At 69.7% G+C, this 18,833-nt stretch carries 12 protein-coding genes; 5 read left to right on the top strand and 7 right to left on the bottom strand.

All coding sequences use genetic code 11. The features are described 5' to 3' along the window. Positions 1-7: 7 nt before the first annotated feature. From QNO08_RS11670 to QNO08_RS11660, 3 genes are read right to left on the bottom strand one after another with little or no spacing between them, the layout of a single operon-like run. Entirely contained in the window at positions 8-1,048 is a 1,041-nt protein-coding gene (locus tag QNO08_RS11670) for an NAD-dependent epimerase/dehydratase family protein (RefSeq protein ID WP_229965336.1), read from the bottom strand. After that, positions 1,045-3,696, bottom strand: coding sequence for an alpha/beta fold hydrolase (locus QNO08_RS11665; protein WP_229965366.1), 2,652 nt, complete (start codon positions 3,694-3,696; stop codon positions 1,045-1,047). Before QNO08_RS11665 ends, QNO08_RS11670 begins: the two co-directional genes overlap by 4 nt. Beyond that, positions 3,690-4,715, bottom strand: a complete 1,026-nt coding sequence (locus QNO08_RS11660; protein WP_229965337.1) for a 3-oxoacyl-ACP synthase III — start codon at positions 4,713-4,715, stop codon at positions 3,690-3,692. The genes QNO08_RS11665 and QNO08_RS11660 overlap by 7 nt, the downstream gene beginning before the upstream one ends. A gap of 216 nt (positions 4,716-4,931) precedes the next feature. Between QNO08_RS11660 and smc the strand changes: the two genes are divergently transcribed. Next, a complete protein-coding gene (gene smc / locus QNO08_RS11655; RefSeq protein ID WP_229965338.1) occupies positions 4,932-8,561 on the top strand; it encodes a chromosome segregation protein SMC in 3,630 nt (1,209 codons plus the stop codon). A gap of 37 nt (positions 8,562-8,598) precedes the next feature. Here smc and QNO08_RS11650 read toward each other — a convergent pair whose 3' ends face one another. Together QNO08_RS11650 and QNO08_RS11645 are read right to left on the bottom strand one after the other, a co-directional pair. Beyond that, positions 8,599-9,330, bottom strand: coding sequence for a glutamine amidotransferase (locus tag QNO08_RS11650; RefSeq protein WP_229965339.1), 732 nt, complete (start codon positions 9,328-9,330; stop codon positions 8,599-8,601). Next, the gene (locus QNO08_RS11645) at positions 9,327-10,628 is read right to left on the bottom strand and encodes an MFS transporter (RefSeq protein WP_229965340.1); all 1,302 of its coding nucleotides are present in this window, start codon (positions 10,626-10,628) and stop codon (positions 9,327-9,329) included. The genes QNO08_RS11650 and QNO08_RS11645 overlap by 4 nt, the downstream gene beginning before the upstream one ends. A 119-nt stretch (positions 10,629-10,747) precedes the next feature. On the opposite strand from QNO08_RS11645, the gene ftsY reads away from it, so the two are divergent. Continuing rightward, positions 10,748-11,965, top strand: coding sequence for a signal recognition particle-docking protein FtsY (ftsY, locus tag QNO08_RS11640; RefSeq protein WP_229965341.1), 1,218 nt, complete (start codon positions 10,748-10,750; stop codon positions 11,963-11,965). 87 nt (positions 11,966-12,052) lie between these two features. Here the strand turns inward: ftsY and QNO08_RS11635 are convergent, their stop codons facing one another. After that, positions 12,053-13,759 carry a hypothetical protein gene (locus QNO08_RS11635; protein ID WP_229965342.1) on the bottom strand — a complete coding sequence of 569 codons (1,707 nt, stop codon included), beginning with the start codon at positions 13,757-13,759 and terminating at the stop codon, positions 12,053-12,055. A 258-nt stretch (positions 13,760-14,017) separates the two neighbouring features. Here QNO08_RS11635 and QNO08_RS11630 point away from each other — a divergent pair, with 258 nt between their 5' ends. Then, positions 14,018-15,313 (top strand): ammonium transporter, encoded by a 1,296-nt coding sequence (locus tag QNO08_RS11630; protein ID WP_229965343.1) that lies wholly within the window; start codon positions 14,018-14,020, stop codon positions 15,311-15,313. After that, positions 15,310-15,648, top strand: coding sequence for a P-II family nitrogen regulator (locus tag QNO08_RS11625; protein ID WP_104053827.1), 339 nt, complete (start codon positions 15,310-15,312; stop codon positions 15,646-15,648). Before QNO08_RS11630 ends, QNO08_RS11625 begins: the two co-directional genes overlap by 4 nt. A gap of 33 nt (positions 15,649-15,681) precedes the next feature. On the opposite strand, the gene QNO08_RS11620 is transcribed toward QNO08_RS11625, so the two are convergent. Continuing rightward, a complete protein-coding gene (locus QNO08_RS11620) occupies positions 15,682-17,091 on the bottom strand; it encodes a glucose-6-phosphate dehydrogenase (protein WP_229965344.1) in 1,410 nt (469 codons plus the stop codon). Positions 17,092-17,220: 129 nt separating this feature from the next. Here QNO08_RS11620 and ffh point away from each other — a divergent pair, with 129 nt between their 5' ends. Next, positions 17,221-18,804, top strand: coding sequence for a signal recognition particle protein (gene ffh, locus QNO08_RS11615; RefSeq protein ID WP_229965345.1), 1,584 nt, complete (start codon positions 17,221-17,223; stop codon positions 18,802-18,804). Positions 18,805-18,833: the final 29 nt, after the last annotated feature.

The raw sequence follows: 18,833 nt of genomic DNA, 5'->3' as shown, positions 1-18,833 counted from the left end.
GCGGCTGCTAGGCCGCGGTTCCGCCGTAGTGGGCGGCGAGCCGGCGCATGCCGTCCTCCACCGTAACCTCCGGCGTCCAGTCCAGCACTTCGCGGGTGCGGCGCTGGTCGAACCAGTGGGAGGTGGACAGCTGCTCGGCCAGGAACCGGGTCATGGGCGGTTCGTCGTGCACCAGGCCGCGGCTTCCGGCGGACAGCCAGGCCCGCTCGATCACCGAGCCGGCGCCGCGGGCCAACCAACCGGGCACACCCCAGGCCGGAGCGGAGACGCCGGCGGCGGTGCAGATGCCGGCGATCAGCTCACCGACCGGACGCGGCTGGCCGTTGGTGACCACCAAGGCCTGCCCGTGGGCGTAATCCATCCGCTCCAGCCCGCGGACAATGGCCGCCGCGGCATTGACGATGTAGGTGGTGTCGATCAGGGCGGTGCCGCCGTCGAGCAGCGGCAGCCGGCCGGCCCGGGCGCGGTCGATCACCCGCTCCACGAGCTGGGTGTCGCCGGGGCCCCAGACAATGTGCGGACGGATCGCACCGACCCGGAACCCGGGGGAGTCCTCCGCCAGGGCGAGCAGCTCGGCGGCTGCCTTGGACCGGGCGTAGAAACCGCGGGCCCGGTCCGGATCCGCGGTGCCGGCATCGGCTCCGGCGATCGGCTCGCCGAAGTGCGCCACCGAGGGCGAGGAGACAAAGACGAAGTCCCGGACGCCGGCTGCCCGAGCCGCATTGATCAGGGTGCGGGTGCCGGTGATGTTGGTGTCCACGAAGTCCTGCCACGCGCCGGTGAAGGACACTTTCGCGGCCAGGTGCACGACGGCGTCCATCCCATCGACGGCGCGGGCTGCGGCGTCGGGGTCGGAGACGGAGCCGGCGATCGACTCGGGCGCCGAACCCGCTGAGGAGGGACCGGACGGGGACAGCGGAGTGCGCTGCAGCGTGCGGACGGTGTGGCCCTTTTCGGCCAGCAGCCGCGCGACGGCGCCGCCGAGCAGCCCGCTGGCGCCGGTTACCAGGACGCGCCGCGCAGCTTCCGACGACCCCGCGGGCTTCACTTGCGTCCGCCCATCCCGGGCACGCGCGCCTTGCCGCCGGCCAGGATCTGCTCGGCCCACGCCGCCAGCGCGGTGCGGTCAATCTTTGAGTTGTGCCGGATGTCAGTGGGCATCGCCGGCAGAACCAGCACGGCGGCCAGATCCAGCCCGGCACCCGCCGCGGCATCCGCGGACACCGCGGCCCGCACGGCGGCGGTCAGCTCCGGGGCTGCGGTGCCGGCGCGTCGCACCGGTTCCTCCAGCTCCAGCACGGCCACCGGAACCTGGCTTCCGGCCGGACCGACGCCGACGACGGCGGCGCGCCCGACGCCGGCCACGGACTCCGCGGCCTGTTCGGCGGCCACCGGGGTGACTACGCCGTCGGGCGTGGTGAGGATGTGCCCGAGCCGGCCTTCGACCCAGAGCCGGCCCTGCTCGTCGAGGTGTCCGACATCGCCGGTGCGGTGCCAGCCGGGCAGCGACGCGCTCTTGGACTCGGTGATCCACAGCCGGTCGTAGCGGTCCTTGACGTGCGGGGCGGAGACCAGGATTTCACCGGTGATGCCCGGGGCGTCCAGCGGGGTGTCGCCCACGCTGCCGTCCGGTGCCAGTGCGGCGATGGCCACCAGGGCGCCGGAGACCGGGGTGCCGACGCAGACGCCGTTGCCGGCACCCGCGGCCCGAATGCCGTCCAGGCTGATGTCGGTGATCGGCAGGGCCTCGGTCATGCCGTAGGGGGTGTGCAGTTCCGCATTGGGTGCCAGGGCGGAGACCCGGGCCAGCAGCGGCTCCGGAATCGGCGCGCCGGCCGAGAGCAGCAGCTCCACCCGGGCCAGGGCCTTGCGCTGGTCCGGATCCAGCTCCCCGGAAGTCGCCAGCACGTTGACCAGGGCGGCCGGAGACGCGAACACGGTGGTCGCGCCGACGGCGGCAGCGGCGTCCGCCAGTGCCGAGGCGGTCAGCGTGCGGGGTGAGGTGACGTCCATGTCGGGGGTGACGGAGGTGGCGCCCAGTGCCGGGCCGAGCAGCGCGAACGGTGCAAACCCGGCCACCAGCGACGTGCCGGCCTGCAGGTTGTAGGTGTTCTTGAGCGCATCGCGCATGGCGGTGAGCTGCCGGTGCGTGTAGACAACGCCCTTGGCCGGTCCGGTGGAGCCGGAGGTGAAGAGCACCGCGGCGTCGGCGTCGGGATCCTCCCGCCGCCACGGCACGTCGGCGTTCTCGCCGGCGGCGATGAGCTCGGGGACAGAGTGCGTCACTCCCAGCAGGCGGGCCTTGGCGGGGGAGAGCGTCTGCACGCTGATCCGGGTGCCCGGCCAGCCGAAGATGCGGGCGCCCGTCAGGGCACGTTCGATGCCGATGATGAACTTCGGTCCGGCGCCCTTGATGGCGCGGCCCAGGCCCTTGGTGCCCAGCCCGGCGTCGGCGACGACGATCACGGCGCCCAGCCGCAGGCAGGCGTAGATCAGCGAGGTGAGTTCAATGCCCGGCGGCACCAGCAGGTTGACGCGGTCTCCGGGGCGGACGCCGGCGGCGGAGAGCCCGGCGGCCAGCCGGTTGACGCGGCTGGCCAGCTCGGTCCAGGACAGGGTGGCCGGGGCGCTGCCCTCCGGTGCGCCCAGCGGCGCCATGTCGACGACGGCGGCCGAGTTGTCGCCGTCGCGCTCGTCCAGTTCAGCCAGCATGGGCCGGAAGACCGACAGGCCGGCCGCAGCGCGGCTGCGCAGCTCGGAGTTCCCGGTGCCCGGACCCCGGCGGAGCCAGTCGAAGATCGGCGCGGTGATGTCCACGTCTTCGGGCAGCAGGTGGCTGGCGCCTTCGAAGCGGTGCACGTCGGCCTGCGGCAGGCGGTCCATCAGATCCCGCAGATAGCGGTCGGAGAACACCGGGTCCTTCGGCCCCCACAGCATCAGCGCCGGCACGTCCAGGCGTCGGATGCCCTCGGCCACCCGGTTCAGGGTGCGCCAGCTCGGATGGCTGGACTCGGCCGGAATGTCGGCCACGAAGTTCGCGACGCCCTGCCGCCGGTCGGCGCCGCGGTACGGAGCCGCGAAAGTGCTCCGGACGTCCTTCGCCAGCGCGGGCTGGGCCAGGGCATGGGTGACGCGGATAAAGGCATCGGTGGTCTGCGTGCCCCAGCCGTGAACGGCCGGATGCAGGGCCAGGCGCAGCGCCGGGGGAATGTCGAACCCGGCGGGGTGCACGGCGGTGTTGGTGAGGACGACGCCGGAGAGCTGGCTGCGGTGCCGCAGCGCCCAGCCCAGCGAAATGAGGCCGCCCCAGTCATGGCCCACAGTGACAACCTTGCCGGTCAGTTCCAGCGCGGCGGTGAGGTCGCCGAGGTCGGTGATGCGGTCCTCGAGCCGGCGGAACGCGCCGGTGCGGGCGGAGAAGCCCATGTCCAGCTGGTCGACGGCGACGACGCGCCACGGCCGGTCCGCGGCGGAGCCGGCGGCGAGCAGGGTGCGCCAGAGATAGGACCAGGTGGGGTTGCCGTGCACGCAGAGCAGGGTGCCGGCCGGCTCGACGCCGCGGGCCGCGAGGTCCGGGCCGTTGTCGAGCAGATGCCACTTGTGGATGGTTCCGGGACGGTCAACCGCCGCCGTCGAAGGAACCTGGACGAGGGAAGACCAGGACTCCGGGACGCCGGGCCACAGCTCGGTCACCAGGCAATCTCCATCATCATGGTGTTCAGTCCCGACCCCACGCCCATGCACAGGACGCGGTCTCCGGGGTTCAGGGTGCGCGATTCCTGGGCCAGCGTCATCGGCAGCGATGCCGGGCCCACGTTGCCCCAGCGCGGGAACGTGATCGGCACCCGGTCGCGGACCAGGTCCACGGCCTTGATGATGGCGTTGGTGTAGGAGTTGGACACTTGGTGGGTGACGTAGCGGTCCATGGAGCGCCAGTTCCAGCCCTTCTCATGCGCCTCGTCCCAGGCGTTGACGACCAGTTCCAAGCCGCCGTCGAGCAGGCCCTTGGTGTCGGTGTACATGCCGTCGACGCCGCCCACGCACAGTTCATGGTGCTCGGTGCCGGCACGGGACACGCCGCCGATGATGCGGTGCGAGCCCGGATTTTCGTCGGCGCGGCCGATGACGGCTGCGGCGGCACCTGAGCCCAGGGTCAGGGTGGCGAACTCGCGCAGGTAATCCTCACGCGTGGAATCGGGGCTGTTCAGGCGGCGGAAGGTGGCTTCCTGCGTGCTCTGGGCGTCTTCGCCGGCAACAATCAGGGCGTACTTGATCTGGCCCGATTCGATCATGTTCGCGGCCAGGGTCATGCCGTTGACGAAACCGAGGCAGGCGTTGGCCAGGTCGAAGTTCAGGGCCGAGGACGGCAGGCCCAGGGCGTTGTGGATTTTCACCGCCACCGAGGGCTCAAGGTTCCGCCGGGTGACCGAGGTGTTGATCAGCAGCCCGATTTCCGAGGGCTCGACCCCCGCTTCGGCGATGGCCTTTGCGCCCGCCTCGATCGCGGCGTCGTCGAACTCGGTGCCCGGGGACCACCAGCGCCTCTCGCTCACTCCGGCCACCCGTTCCAGGAGTCGCTTGGAGAGTCGAAGCCGTTTCAGCGACGGCGCGAGCCGTTCGTCGAACTGGGCTGACGTCATAACTACCGGTGCTTCAACGCTGGTGACGCTGAGAAGGGCCGTGTTTTCGTGCTGGAAGTTGAAGTTCCCGGTCAAAATGCCTGCCTTGTCTCCTGCTGAAGTGATCGCGCTGGCGGGCTGGGGGGAGCCTGCATCCACGTCTTTGATTCACTTGTTCCTTAGAGAATCCTACGGTCCCCGTGGGACGCAAGGGACTCGGAAGCCGGGATTACGCTCTGCGAGTACTGCAGTTAAGTCTCAGGCACCAAGTAGATTTAAGGAATCACCCGACTGCAGGAAAGATTGGCCCCCGTGCATTTGAAGACGCTGACCATGCGTGGATTTAAATCCTTCGCATCAGCAACCACGTTTGAGTTTGAACCCGGTGTCACCGCGGTGGTGGGTCCGAACGGCTCCGGAAAATCGAATGTGGTGGACGCCCTGGCCTGGGTGATGGGGGAGCAGGGCGCCAAGACGCTGCGCGGCGGGAAGATGGAAGACGTCATTTTCGCCGGCACCAGCGGGCGTCCGGCGCTGGGCCGCGCCCAGGTGTCCCTGACCATCGACAACGCCGACGGCGCCCTGCCGATCGAATACTCCGAAGTGACCATTTCGCGAACCCTGTTTCGGTCCGGCGGCTCCGAATACGCCATCAACGGCGCCCCCGTCAGGCTCCTCGATATTCAGGAATTGCTCTCCGATTCGGGGCTCGGGCGTGAGATGCATGTCATAGTCGGCCAGGGCCAGCTGGACCGGATCCTGCACGCCGGCGCCGATGAGCGCCGCGGCTTCATCGAAGAGGCCGCGGGGATCCTCAAGCACCGGCGCCGGCGGGAGAAAACCGTGCGCAAGCTGGACGCCATGCAGGCCAACCTGTCCCGGCTGACCGACCTCACCTCCGAACTGCGCCGCCAGCTCGGGCCGCTGGGCAAGCAGGCCGCCGTCGCGCGCCGTGCCCGCACCGTGCAGCAGGACGCCCGCGACGCCCGGGCCCGGCTGCTCGCCGATGACCTGGTGACCCTGACCGGCACCCTGGCCCGCGACGCCGCCGAGGAGACGGCCCTGCTGGCCCGCCGGGACGCCGCAGCCGCGGTGCTGGCCACGGCCCGCGCCCGCCAGGCCGAGCTGGAGGGCCTCGCGGCCTCCGCCACACCCCGGGTCAACGCCGCCCGGGACTCCTGGTATGCGCTGTCCTCGCTGCGGGAACGCTACCTGTCGCTGGCGGCCCTGGCCGAGGAACGACGGCGCCTGCTGGGCAGCTCCGAACACCGCGAGGCTACCGGCTCCGACCCGGAACGGCTGCGGGCGCAGGCGGAGCGGGTCCGGACCGAGGCCGCGCTCCTGCAGGAAACCATCGAAGAGCGCCGCGGCGCCCTGGCGGAGGCCGAGGAGGTCCGGGCCGCCGCCGAGGCCGCCGCCGCCGCCGAAGAGCAGCGGCTGGCCGCGGTGCTGCGGGCCGCCGCGGACCGGCGCGAGGGCCTGGCCCGGATCTCCGGCGCTGTGGGCGCTGCCCGGTCCCGGGTGGATGCGGCCGAGGCGGAACTGGGCCGGCTGCGCGCCTCCATCACCGAAGGCGAGGAGCGGCGCCGGAAGGCCCAGCAGGAGTTCACGGCTCTGGAGAGTTCAGCCGCGGGCGCTGAGGAGGGCGAGGAGGGGCTGGACGCGGAATACGAAGACGCGCTGGCCGAGCTCGACGTCGCCGCGGCCGCGCTCGAGGAGCTGCGCCGGACGAAGCAGGAAGCCGAGCGCGAACGCGAAACCCTCACCGCGCGCCGGGATGCGCTGCGGGTCGGGTTGGACCGCCGGGACGGCTCCGCGCTGCTGCTCGAATCCGGGCTCGACGGCGTCCTGGCGCCGCTGGCGGCCCTGCTCACCGTCCGGTCCGGCTGCGAACGTGCCGTCACGGCGGCGCTGGGCGCGGCGGCTGCCGCCGTCGCGGTGGCCGACGCCGGTGCCGCGGTGCGCGCCCTGACCCATCTGCGCGAGGCCGGCGGCGGGCAGGTGGACCTGGTCCTGGCAGCCGGCGTTGCCGGCGTTGGCGGCCCGACGACGACGACGGCCGCCGGGGCCCGTCCGGCCCTGGCCGACGGCGCGCTCTGGGCCGCTGACGTGGTGGAAGCGCCGGACACGCTGCGGCACACCCTCGCTGAGCTGCTGGACGGCGTGGTCATCGTGGACTCCCTGGCGTCCGCCGCAGAGCTGCTCTCCGCGCACCCGGGGCTCAAAGCCGTCACCTTCGAGGGCGAGGTCCTTTCCGCCTTCGAAGGCCGCGGCGGATCGGCCTCCGCGCCGGGGCTGCTGGAGCTGCAGGCCGCGGTGGACGAGACCGACGAGCGGATCCGCGCCGCTGCCGCCCGGTCCGAACAGGCGGGCTTCGCTCTTGCCGGAACCGTGTCCCGCCGCGACGCGGCCCAGGCGCGGACCGATGCTGCGCTGGCGGACCTGCACGACTCGGACGCCCGGCTGGCTGCGGTGGCCGAACGGCTGGGCACGCTCGGCTCGGCGTTGCGCTCCGCCGTCGGCGAATCCGAACGCCTGCAGCGGCTGGTGCACGCGGCCGAGGGCAATCTTGCCGCTGAGCAGGAAGCGCTGGCCGCCGCCGCCGCCCGGTTGGCCGCTGCCACCGAGGCCCCGGTGGAGGACGAACCGTCAACGGAACAGCGCGAGGCGCTGGCGCTCGCTGCCGCCTCCGCCCGCCGGGCGGAAACTGACGCCCGGCTCGCCCTGCGCACCGCCGAGGAACAGCACAAGGCGGTGGCCGGCCGGGCCGCCGGACTGGAACGGGCGGCGGAAAGCGAACGGCGGGCCCGCGCCGCCGCTGAGGTGCGCGCCCGACGTCGTGCCCTGCAGGCCGCGAAGGCCACGGCTGTTGCCTCCGCCGCCCGCGAGGCGCTGCGGTTCCTGGAGGTGTCGCTCGAGGCGGCTGCTGCCGAGCGCGACCATGCCGAGGCGGTGCGCACCGCCTGGGATGCGGAGCTGGCCGCTGTCCGCACCACCGCGGCCGATGCCGGCGCCGAGGTGGCCCGGCTCACCGATTCGGTGCACCGCGATGAACTGATGCGGGCCCAGCAGCAGCTGCGCGTCGAGGCGCTGGAGACCCGGGCCGTTGAGGAACTGGGACTGACCCCGGATCATCTGGTGGCGGAGTTCGGCCCCGACCAGCCGGTCCCGGTGCCCGTTCCGGCCGAGGGGGCAGCCGTCGGCGACAAATGGGACGCGCTGCATGTTCCGGTGGACGACGCCGGGAATCCGCTCCTGGCCGGAGTGCCCTACCACCGCGCGGCGCAGGAAAAGCGGCTGAAGCAGGCGGAGCGGGACCTGGCCGCGCTGGGCCGGGTCAACCCGCTGGCCCTGGAGGAGTTCGCGGCGCTGGAGGAACGGCACACCTTCCTCAGCACCCAGCTGGAGGATCTGAAGGCGACCCGCCGCGATCTGCTGGACATCATCAAGGATGTGGACCGGCAGGTGGAGCAGGTCTTCAGCGCGGCGTACCGGGACACTGCCGTGCAGTTCGAACGCGTCTTCGCCACGCTGTTCCCGGGCGGAGAGGGCCGGCTGGTGCTCACCGATCCGGACAACATGCTCACCACCGGCATCGAGATCCAGGCCCGGCCTGCGGGCAAGAAAATCAAGCGCCTGTCGCTGCTCTCCGGCGGGGAAAGGTCGCTGACGGCGGTGGCCCTGCTGGTGGCCATCTTCAAGGCCCGGCCCTCGCCGTTCTACGTGATGGACGAGGTGGAAGCAGCCCTGGACGACACCAACCTCGGGCGGCTGATCACCATTTTCGAGGAGCTGAAGGAATCCAGCCAGCTGATCGTGATCACGCACCAGAAGCGGACCATGGAGGTGGCCGACGCGCTGTACGGGGTCACGATGCAGGGCGACGGCGTCTCCACCGTGATCAGCCAGCGGCTGGACAAGGCCTCCGGGCCTGCCGCTTAGGACGGGACTTGCCGCTCAGCGCCGGTTCAGCGCCGGCTCAGCGGGCGTAGCGGAGCACGAAGTTGCGCAGGATCAGCGGCGGAACGCTGACCTGAACCCCGCGCACCGAGGCCCTGACGTTGTCCGCTTCCTCGGGAGGGAAGTACCCGGCGTCCTTGTAGACGGTGATGCGGGTCAGCAGCCCGGGAACATCCAGCTCGGGATGGAACTGCGTGGCGTAGAGGTTCTCCCGGATCCGGAACATCTGGACCGGGCAGGACGATGAGCCGGCCAGGTTCACCGCCTTAGGGGGCAGCGCCGAAACGGCCTCGCGGTGGCCGACAAACGCCGTGAAGGAATCCGGAACTCCCTCGAGCAGCGGATCCAGGCGCCCTTCAGCGGTGAGCTTGATGTCCACGGCACTGACCGGTTCGCCGAACTGGCGGTCCACCGTTGCGCCCTGGTGCCGGCCCAGCGTCCCCACTCCGTAGCAGGCGCCCAGGAACGGAAAATCCCGCTCCACGATGTCGTCGAGCAGTGCGCCCAGCTCGCTCTCCACACGCAGCTGCAGTGCCGACTTGGTGCTCTCCGGATCGCTGGCGTTGAACGGGCTGCCGCTGACAAAAATCCCGCTGTACTCCTCCAGATCGATCCGGGGCAGGGGACCGGCCTCGAGCCGGACGCGGTGCAGCTGCTCCGGCGCCAGGTTCCCGAAGCGCAGGAAGGCTTCGTACTCTTCGTCGGCGGCGTCGTCTTCGGCCCGGGAGGCCAGCAGCAGGAAAGGCTTCATTCCTCGATCGTAGTGCGGGTGGGAGCCGCAGGCGCACCGGGCGCAGGTTGTGCAGCGGCCGGTGCATCCGGGGACGTTTCCGGCGGGACCGTGGCCGCGGGTGCGCTGGCCGGCCGTTCGAGCGTTTCGCGCGCACCGATCCAGGCGAAGCACGCCATGATGACGATGGCTCCGGTGACGCCGAACGCCCAGTTGTAGCCCAGGTGGTCGGCCAGCAGTCCGGCCAGGATGGGCCCGACAATCGCACCGCTGTCGCTGGCCATCTGGAACGTCGCCAGGACCTTTCCGCCGCTGCGGTCGTTGCCCACGACGTCGGCGACGGCGGCCTGCTGGGCCGGGTTCAGGAGCCCGGTGCCCATGCCCGCGATGGCGGAAACCACCAGGAACATCGGGATGTTGGTGCTGAACCCGATCGCCGCGGTCGCCAGCGCGTTGACGGCCAGCCCGGTGAGCACCAGCGGCCGCCGCCCCCAGCTGTCCGCCAGCCGCCCGGAGAAGGTCAGCACCACGGCGGTGCCGGCGGCGAACGCGGTCAGCGAGATCCCGGCGATTTCGGGTCCGGCGGTGAGGGCGGCCGCGGCGAACAGGGGCAGCAGCGAGTTGCGCACGCCGAAGGAGGACCAGCCGTTGGCGAAGCTCGAGGCCAGCGCGGCCCGGTAGGCGGAGTCCCCCAGCGCTTCGCGGACGGTCAGGACCGGACGGGGGACGGGCTTCGTTCCGCCGTTCTCCAGCCGCGCGTCCTTGAGGTGGATGGCGACGACGGCGGCCGCCACCACCAGCGCGCCCGCATAAACGAGGAACGGCACGCGCAGGCCGAACCCGGCCAGCAGCCCGCCGGCCAGTGGTCCGGCGATGTTGCCCAGCAGGAAGGATGAAGCATAGGCGCTGGACACCCGGCCGCGGACGGCGGGCTTGGCCAGGCGGATGATCAGGGCCATGGCCGAAATGGTGAACATGGTGGATCCGATGCCGCCGAGGCCGCGGAAGATCAGCAGCTGCCAGTAACTGCCGGCAAACGCGCACGCGGCAGTGGAGACGGCAACGATCAGCAGTCCGGCGATGTAGACGGGGCGCTCGCCGAACTTCTCCAGCAGCGCACCGCCCGCCGGCGCGAAGACCAGCCGGGTGAAGGCGAAGGCGCTGACGATGACTGAGGAAGCGGCAACGCCAACGTTGAAGCTTTGGGCGAACTGCGGCAGCACCGGCGCCACGAGGCCGAAGCCCAGGGCGATCACGAAAGCGGCGGCAATGAGGACTTTGATTTCCCGCGGTATCGCGAGACGGGGAGCACGGACCATGATGCCTAGATTGTCTCAGATCGACGCAGTTTCCGGGGAGCCGGACCCCGCCTGTCCGCGGCCGGCAGCACGGCCGGCATGGGTGCCCCGGAACACACCGGTGTGACATGCTGGAGAGCGTGAATGAGACTCTTTCGATTGTGATCTATGTGGTCATAGCCCTTGCCGTCGTCGGTTCCGTGGCAGCCTTGCTGGTGCGGACCCGCCGAACTCCCAAGGGCATGTATCCCACCACCCGTGACGCCAATGACCCGGTGACCGGAGCGGGCTCGCATGCCGCCGGCACCGCAACCCTGGACACGCCGCCGGGGCAGGCCGCGCCGCCCGCTGACACCGACGTCGTCGTCCCCGATGACCTGCGTGACCTGGAGGAAGCGGCCCCCGCTCCCGAGGTTCCCGCGCTGGAAACCCCGGAACCGGTGCAGGGCAGGCTGGCCCGCCTGCGCGCGCGGCTCGCCAAGTCCAACAACGCGCTGGGCAAGGCGCTGCTGGCGCTGCTGTCCAGCGACAAGATTGATGAAGACGTCTGGGACGAGATCGAGGAGACGCTGTTGCTGGCGGACCTCGGCACCGAACCGACCATGGAGCTGGTGGACGCCCTGCGCGAGCGGGTGAAGATCTCCGGCAGCCGCGATCCGCAGGAAGTGCACCAGATGCTCCGCGAGGAGCTCATCAAACTGGTGGATCCGACCATGGACCGGTCCCTGGCCGTCACCCGGCACGCCGACAAGCCCGCCGTCGTCATGGTGGTCGGCGTCAACGGCGTCGGCAAGACGACGACGGTCGGCAAGCTGGCCCGCGTCCTGGTGGCCGAGGACAAGGACGTGCTCCTGGGCGCGGCTGACACCTTCCGCGCCGCCGCGGCCGAGCAGCTGGCCACCTGGGGACAGCGCGTGGGCGTGCCCACGGTGAAGTCCGACGTCGACGGCGCCGACCCCGCCTCCGTGGCCTTTGAGGCCGTGAAGGCAGGCATCGACGGCGAGGTGGACGTGGTCCTGATCGACACCGCCGGGCGCCTGCAGAACAAGGTCGGCCTGATGGACGAACTCGGCAAGGTCAAGCGCGTCATTGAAAAGCAGGCCGAGGTTGACGAGGTCCTGCTGGTCCTGGACGCCACCACCGGCCAGAACGGCCTGACCCAGGCGAAGGTCTTCGCCGAGGTCGTGAACATCACCGGCATCGTGCTGACCAAGCTGGACGGCACCGCCAAGGGCGGCATCGTCGTCGCAATCCAGCGCACCCTGGGTGTGCCGGTGAAGCTGATCGGCCTGGGCGAGGGCGCCGATGACCTGGCGGTGTTCGACGCCGAGGGCTTCGTGGACGCACTGCTGAGCTAGCAGCCGAAGCACCGCAAAGGGCTCCGCACTTCCGAGGGGAAGTGAGGAGCCCTTTGTTGTGTCGCGCGGTGTTGTGGGTCGTGCGGGCTAGAACGTGAAGTTCAGGACCGTGACGGTTCCGGCGGTCAGCGGGAACGTCTGGGTGCTGGAGCCGTATTCGAAGCCGGGCACCGTCAGACGCTCGGCGGCCGGGGTGCCTTCGGCGGCGGCGCCGTCGATCAGCGTGCCGTCCTCTGCGGCGTAGGAGGGGCCGGTCATCTGCGTCATCGTCCCGGTCAGCGCCTTGCCGGGCAGCTCGAGGCTAACCGTGGTCTGGGCGTCGGTCTCGGGGTTGTTGTTGTTGACCACCACAACGCTGATGCTGCCGTCCGCATGGCGCACCGCGTACGGATAGGCCATGCCGGTTCCGGAGGTGTCCAGCTTCAGGAACTCGCCGGGCTCCATTTCGCCAACCATGGACAGGCCGTAGTAGTTGGCCCGCTCGTCCACGACGCCGTTGGGCTGGAGGTAGGCCCCGCCGGCGCAGATGGCGGACATGGGCGGGCCGCCGGTGCAGGTGAGCAGCGAGCTGTGGAAGCTGACCCGGGAGATGCCCAGCTGTGCCGCGCTCAGCGCGTAGTCGGCGCTCCACAGCGCGGACGCATGCGTCTTGGTGGTTTCGTTGGAGCCGGGGCAGGCGGAGACGCCGGTTTCCGGGATCCAGGTCTCGATGCCGGCCGTAAGGGCCGGTTCCAGCGCCGCGCCGCGGAAGTTGTTGGCGTGGTCATGGATGTGCCGGGTGACGAGGGCGCTCATAACGGGTTCGCCGGCCGGATCGGCGCCTTCACAGGAGGAGAGCGGGTAGTGGTGGAAGGACAGGATTTTGCGCTGCGGCAGCTGCACCTCGGCGAAGGGACCCCACCAGGATTCCTCATAGGTGCCCGGGCCCACGATCGGTACCTGGGGGGCGACGGCGTGCATCGCCGTGGCGTAGGCCTGCAGCTCCGTCAGGTAGTCCTGGATGCCGTAGCCGCCGGGCCGCAGCCCGGTCTTGGCGAAGCCGTTGGGCTCGTTGCCCACGGTGATGCCGACCAGGCGCTCGCCGAAGGCCGCAGCGGCGAACTTGGTCATGTCAGCGGCCCGGGCGGGGTCGTAGTTGCCGAGATCAACCGTCAGTGCGATTTGGCCGTCCACGGCTTCCAGGAGCGTGTTGACCCGCTCCAGGTCCGCCGGAGTCACGGCGCGCACCGGATGTGCCTTGTCGCCGGAGAGGTTTCCCGGAATGGCTTCGCCGGTGGAGGTCCAGAAGAACCGGCGGTCCACGGCATTACCGCCGAAGCGCAGCAGCGGCTTGCCCAGTCCGGAGATTGACTGCACCATTTCCGGGTTGTCGCCGCTCAGCGACGGGTCGGCCAGGTCCGTGGCTTCCAGGGAGAGACCGATCAGCCCGGCGGGCAGGGACGTGCCGGTGGTTTCCGGAACGACGGTGACAGCCAGCGGCTCTACCTGGTTCAGCGGTGAACCGGCCGGAGGGCCTGCCTGCTCGTAGTAGTTGAACACGGGAGCCGGCGCCAGTGTGGGCTCCGGCTTCGGCGTCATCGTGAAGGGGGTACCGGTGGGGGAGGGAGCGGCCGCGGGCGCAGCCTCATCGTCCAGGACCATGGGGGCGACGACGGCGCCGGCCGCCAGCACCACCGCCAGTGCCGCTCCGGAGATAATCCACGGCTTCTTCCTGTTTCTGCCTGGTCGGTGATTGTTGCCGTCCCCGGCGGCCAGGGAATCCGGACCGTCGGAGAAGGGAGACTGCTCGGGCATAAAAAATGAACCTCCGGTAGTGAGACTTAGGGACCATCCTAGCGGCGGGCACGGGTGACCCCTGCAGGGCCGTCAGGCCTGCCGACCCCCTGCCGACCTGCGGCGCGAAACGCCGTGGAAACATCGGCGACTCCGAGTTTTTACATCAGCGGGGGGGTTTGTAATGTCCCGGTAATCCGCCCGGGCAGTGGCCGAAATCTGGCCCCGGCAGAGTTCATCCTGCGGGAAGGGCCCGCAGCAGGGTGAAGGGACGTGGAGATGGATCTGTCAGCAGGTCACGTCTGGGTCATGATTTCGGCGGCACTGGTGCTGCTCATGACCCCCGGAGTGGCATTTTTTTACGGCGGGATGACCCGCGCCAAGGCAGCACTGAACATGATGATGATGAGCTTCGTGTCCATCGGCCTCGTGGGGGTTGTCTGGGTTCTGTGGGGCTTCTCCATGACAGGTGGCGACGGCGTGGGCGGGCTGTTCGGCAACCCCTTCACCTCCTTCGGCCTCGAGTCCCTGATCGGCACGGAGGACCTCATCAGCGCCGGCTTCGGCGCCACCTTCGCCATCATCACGGTGGCCCTGATCAGCGGCGCCATCGCGGACCGCGCCAAGTTCAGCGCCTGGGCGGTTTTCGTTCCCATCTGGGTGACCCTGGTGTACTGCCCGCTGGCCTTCATGGTCTGGGGCGGCGGACTGCTCGGTGAAGAGGGCGCCATTGGCTCGGTGGTCGGAGAAGCCATCGACTTCGCCGGCGGCACCGTGGTGCACATCAACGCCGGCGTGGCAGCCTTGGTGCTGGCCCTGATCATCGGCAAGCGCAAGGGCTTCGGCAAGGACCCGAGCCAGCGTCCCCACAACATTCCGTTTGTCATGCTGGGCGCCACCCTGCTGTGGTTCGGCTGGTTCGGTTTCAACGGGGGAGCAGCAGGCACCGCCGAGGAAGCCGGCCTGATCTGGGTCAACACCATGGCGGCTCCGGCCGCTGCGATGGTCGGCTGGCTGCTGACCGAACGCATCCGTGACGGACGCCCGACGTCGCTCGGCGCCGCCTCGGGCATTGTCGCCGGCCTGGTGGCCATCACCCCGGCCTGCGCCAACGTCAGCCCGCTCGGCGCCGTCGGCCTGGGCCTGGTGGCCGGAGTCCTCTCCGCGCTCGCCGTCGGCCTGAAGTACAAGCTCGGCTACGACGATTCCCTGGACGTGGTGGGCGTGCACCTGGTCGCCGGCATCGTCGGCACCCTGGCCCTGGGTTTCATCGCCCTGCCGGTCGACGGCGAGGGCGGCGGCCTGTTCTACGGCGGCGGCTTCGCGCAGCTTGGCGCCCAGTTGGTTGCAGCCATCGTCGCGATCGTCTTCTCCGCGGTCCTCACCCTGGTGATCGGCCTGGCGATCCACAAGACCATCGGCTTCCGGGTCTCCGAGGATTCCGAAGTCAACGGCGTGGACCTGAGCGAACATGCCGAAACCGCCTACGAATTCGGCGGGCTGGGTGTCGGCGGATCCTTCCGGCCCTTCCCCGAGTCCGCGCGCACCGCACCGAAGGAGAGCATCAACTCATGAAACTCGTAACCGCCATTGTCCGTCCCGAAAAGCTCGACGCCGTCCGCGGCTCCCTGGAAAGCTACGGAGTTCAGGGCCTGACCGTCAGCCAGGCCAACGGCTACGGGCGCCAGCGCGGACACACCGAGGTCTACCGCGGCGCCGAATACACAGTGGACCTGCTGCCGAAGATCCGCATCGAAGTCCTCGTGGCCAACGAATGGCTCAACGACATTGTGGACGTGCTGGTCTCCACCGCCAACACCGGCCGGGCCGGCGACGGCAAGGTCTGGGTGGTCAACGTGGAGGAGGCGCTGCGGGTCCGCACCGGGGAACGCGGGGATTCCGCGCTCTAGGGCCTCGGCGGCCACCCGCTGTTCGCTGTCACATCACGGCTCCGCCCGGCTGGTTTTCCAGTCGGGCGGACCTGCCGTTCCGGCCGGATACGTCTCCAGCGGCACGTCGCCGTCGGCCCAGGCGCGCAGCACCGGATCCACAATCCGCCAGCATTCCTCGGCGATGTCCGCGCGCACCGACACCAGCGGATCACCGGAGAGAATGCCGTCCAGCACCTCGCCGTACGGTGTCAGCGCGGACTTGTGCATCGGTGCCGTCAGGCCGGTGCGCTCCAAATCAAAGACGCTGGCCGGTCCGTTGACGTTCAGTTCCAGTTCCAGCCGGGCCGGAGTGAAGGAGATCCGCAGCCGGGATCCCTCGCCCGCCGCGCCGGTGAAACCGGTGGGCAGATGGCCGACCGGTTTGAAGGTCACCACGGCCTCCTGCCGGTTCTTGCCCAGGGCCTTGCCCGAGCGCAGGACGAACGGCACTCCTGCCCAGCGGTCATTGTCGATCCGCACTTCCACTTCCGCCAGGGTTTCGGTGTGCCGGTCCGGGTCCACTCCGGGGGAGTCGGCGTACGCGGGGATCCCCTCGCCGTGGATCTCCCCGGCGTCCCACCGCGCCCGTCGGGTGCTGCTCGCATAGTCCGCCGGGACCGACGCCGCCCGCAGGGTGGCGGCCACCAAGTCCCGCACGTCCCGCTCGCCCAGCGTTGCCGGGGCTCCCATGGCGATCACGGCCATGGTCTGCAGCAGATGGCTTTGGATCATGTCCCGCAGCGCGCCCGCGCCGTCGTAGTACTTTGCCCGTCCCTCCAGGCCGAGTTCCTCGTCAAAGACGATCTCCACGCGCTCGATGTGCAGGTTGTTCCACACCGGCTCCAGGATCCGGTTGGCAAAGCGCAGCCCGAGAATGTTCATCACCGTGGCCATGCCCAGGAAATGGTCCACCCGGTATACGTCGTCCTCGGGCAGCAGGGCTGCGAGCATCCGGTTCAGCTCCTGGGCCGAGGCTTCATCACTGCCGAACGGTTTTTCCAGCACCAGGCGGGTGCCGTCGGGCAGATCTCCGGGCTTCAGCGCCGCCACCGTGGACTGCGTAACGGCCGGCGGGAGCGCAAAGTACACGGCCAGCGGCGCGGCCAGGCCGCGGATGGCCTCGGCCAGCTGCGCCGGATCCTGCAGGTCCACCCGCAGATAGCTGCCGTTGTGGACAGTGGTATCCAGCGCCTGCCGCCCGGCGTCGTCGGCCTCGCCGCGCGCGGCCGCAAAGGACTCCTGCAACCGTTCCTGCCACATGGCGTCGGTCCAGTCCCGGGAGGCGGAACCGACCACCGCCAGGTCCGACGGCGCCCGTCCGCTGTCGATCAGGCGCGCCAGCCCGGGCAGCAGCAGGCGCTCCGCAAGATCGCCGGTGCCGCCGAGAATAAGCAGGGTCCGCAGTGGGGGAGTTTCACTCATGGCTCCAGCGTGCCATCGGCGGTGCGGAACTGGTAAGGGTTTTGCGGCAATTACCCAACCTGCCTTGGTACCCTTAACAGCTGGGCCTGCCAAACATGGCGAAGAACTGACGAAAGAAGTGCGCGGCACGTGTTCAATTCACTGTCTGACCGGTTGACTACAACCTTCAAGAACCTTCGCGGCAAGGGCAAACTCACCGAAGCCGACGTCGATGCCACAGTCCGCGAGATCCGCCGCGCGCTGCTCGACGCCGACGTCGCCGTGTCCGTGGTCCGCGCCTTCACCGCTTCCGTTAAGGAACGTGCCCTCGGGCTTGAGGTTTCGCAGTCTCTGAACCCGGGCCAGCAGGTCGTCAAGATCGTCAACGAGGAGCTCGTCGGGATCCTCGGCGGCGAGACCCGCCGGCTGCGCCTGGCGAAGAACCCGCCCACGGTGATCATGCTCGCGGGCCTGCAGGGTGCAGGTAAGACCACCCTCGCCGGAAAGCTCTCCAAGCACCTCAAGAGCCAGGGCCACAGCCCGCTGCTCGTCGCCGCCGACCTTCAGCGGCCGAACGCCGTCAAGCAGCTCCAGGTCAACGGCGAACGCGCCGGCGTGCCGGTCTACGCACCGCACCCGGGCGTCAGCTCCGAGTTCGAGTCCGCCACCGGCGATCCGGTGGCCGTTGCCCGCCAGGGCATCGAAGAGGCACGCACCAAGCTGCACGATGTCGTCATCGTGGACACCGCCGGCCGCCTGGGCGTGGACGCCGAACTGATGCAGCAGGCCGCCGACATCCGCGCCGCCATCAACCCGGACGAAGTCCTCTTCGTCATTGACGCCATGATCGGCCAGGACGCCGTGAACACGGCGCAGGCCTTCAACGAGGGCGTGAACTTCACCGGCGTCGTGCTGACCAAGCTCGACGGCGATGCCCGCGGCGGTGCCGCGCTGTCCGTGGCGTCGGTGACCGGCAAGCCCATCATGTTCGCGTCCACCGGTGAAGGCCTCACCGACTTCGAGGTCTTCCACCCGGACCGCATGGCCAGCCGCATCCTGGACCTCGGCGACGTCCTGACGCTCATTGAGCAGGCCGAGCAGAACTGGGACAAGGGCGAAGCCTCCCGGATGGCGCAGAAGTTCGCCGACCAGGAAGACTTCACCCTGGACGACTTCCTGACCCAGATGCAGCAGCTGCGCAAGATGGGTTCGATGAAGAAAATGCTCATGATGATGCCCGGCGCCGCCGGCATGCGTGAGCAGCTGGAAAACTTCGACGAGCGCGAAATTGACCGGGTCGAAGCAATTGTCCGGTCCATGACGCCGCATGAGCGGGTGGCGCCGAAGATCATCAACGGTTCCCGCCGCGCCCGCATCGCCCGCGGTTCCGGCGTGCACGTTTCCGAGGTCAACGGCCTGCTGGAACGCTTTGTGCAGGCCCAGAAGATGATGAAGAAGATGGCAGCCGGCGGCGGCATGCCGGGCATGCCCGGCATGGCCGGTCCCGGCGGTTTCAGCGGCGGCCGCAAGAAGCAGCAGGCAGCCAAGGGCAAGAAGAAGGCCCGTTCCGGAAACCCGGCCAAGGCCGCGCAGGAGCTGGCCGAGGCGGAGGCCCGCCGTGCCGGTGCCCGCAAGGCGCTGCCCACGGGCAGTGCGTTCGGCGCTCAGGACGCGGACTTCGACCCGTCCTCGCTGAACCTTCCCAAGGGCTTCGAAAAGTTCCTGGGCAAGTAACGGATTACGCACAGGCACCGCCGGACCTC

The organism is Arthrobacter sp. zg-Y820 (assembly GCF_030142155.1).
GTDB lineage: Bacteria > Actinomycetota > Actinomycetes > Actinomycetales > Micrococcaceae > Arthrobacter_B.
This window is presented reverse-complemented; position numbering and strand designations above follow the sequence as displayed.

Bases quoted from the DNA above. Each gene is read 5' to 3' on its own strand.
- QNO08_RS11650 (WP_229965339.1), bottom strand. From the start codon at position 9,330: ATGAAGCCTTTCCTGCTGCTGGCCTCCCGGGCCGAAGACGACGCCGCC.
- QNO08_RS11645 (WP_229965340.1), bottom strand. From the start codon at position 10,628: ATGGTCCGTGCTCCCCGTCTCGCGATACCGCGGGAAATCAAAGTCCTC.
- QNO08_RS11635 (WP_229965342.1), bottom strand. From the start codon at position 13,759: ATGCCCGAGCAGTCTCCCTTCTCCGACGGTCCGGATTCCCTGGCCGCC.
- QNO08_RS11630 (WP_229965343.1), top strand. From the start codon at position 14,018: ATGGATCTGTCAGCAGGTCACGTCTGGGTCATGATTTCGGCGGCACTG.
- QNO08_RS11625 (WP_104053827.1), top strand. From the start codon at position 15,310: ATGAAACTCGTAACCGCCATTGTCCGTCCCGAAAAGCTCGACGCCGTC.
- QNO08_RS11620 (WP_229965344.1), bottom strand. From the start codon at position 17,091: ATGAGTGAAACTCCCCCACTGCGGACCCTGCTTATTCTCGGCGGCACC.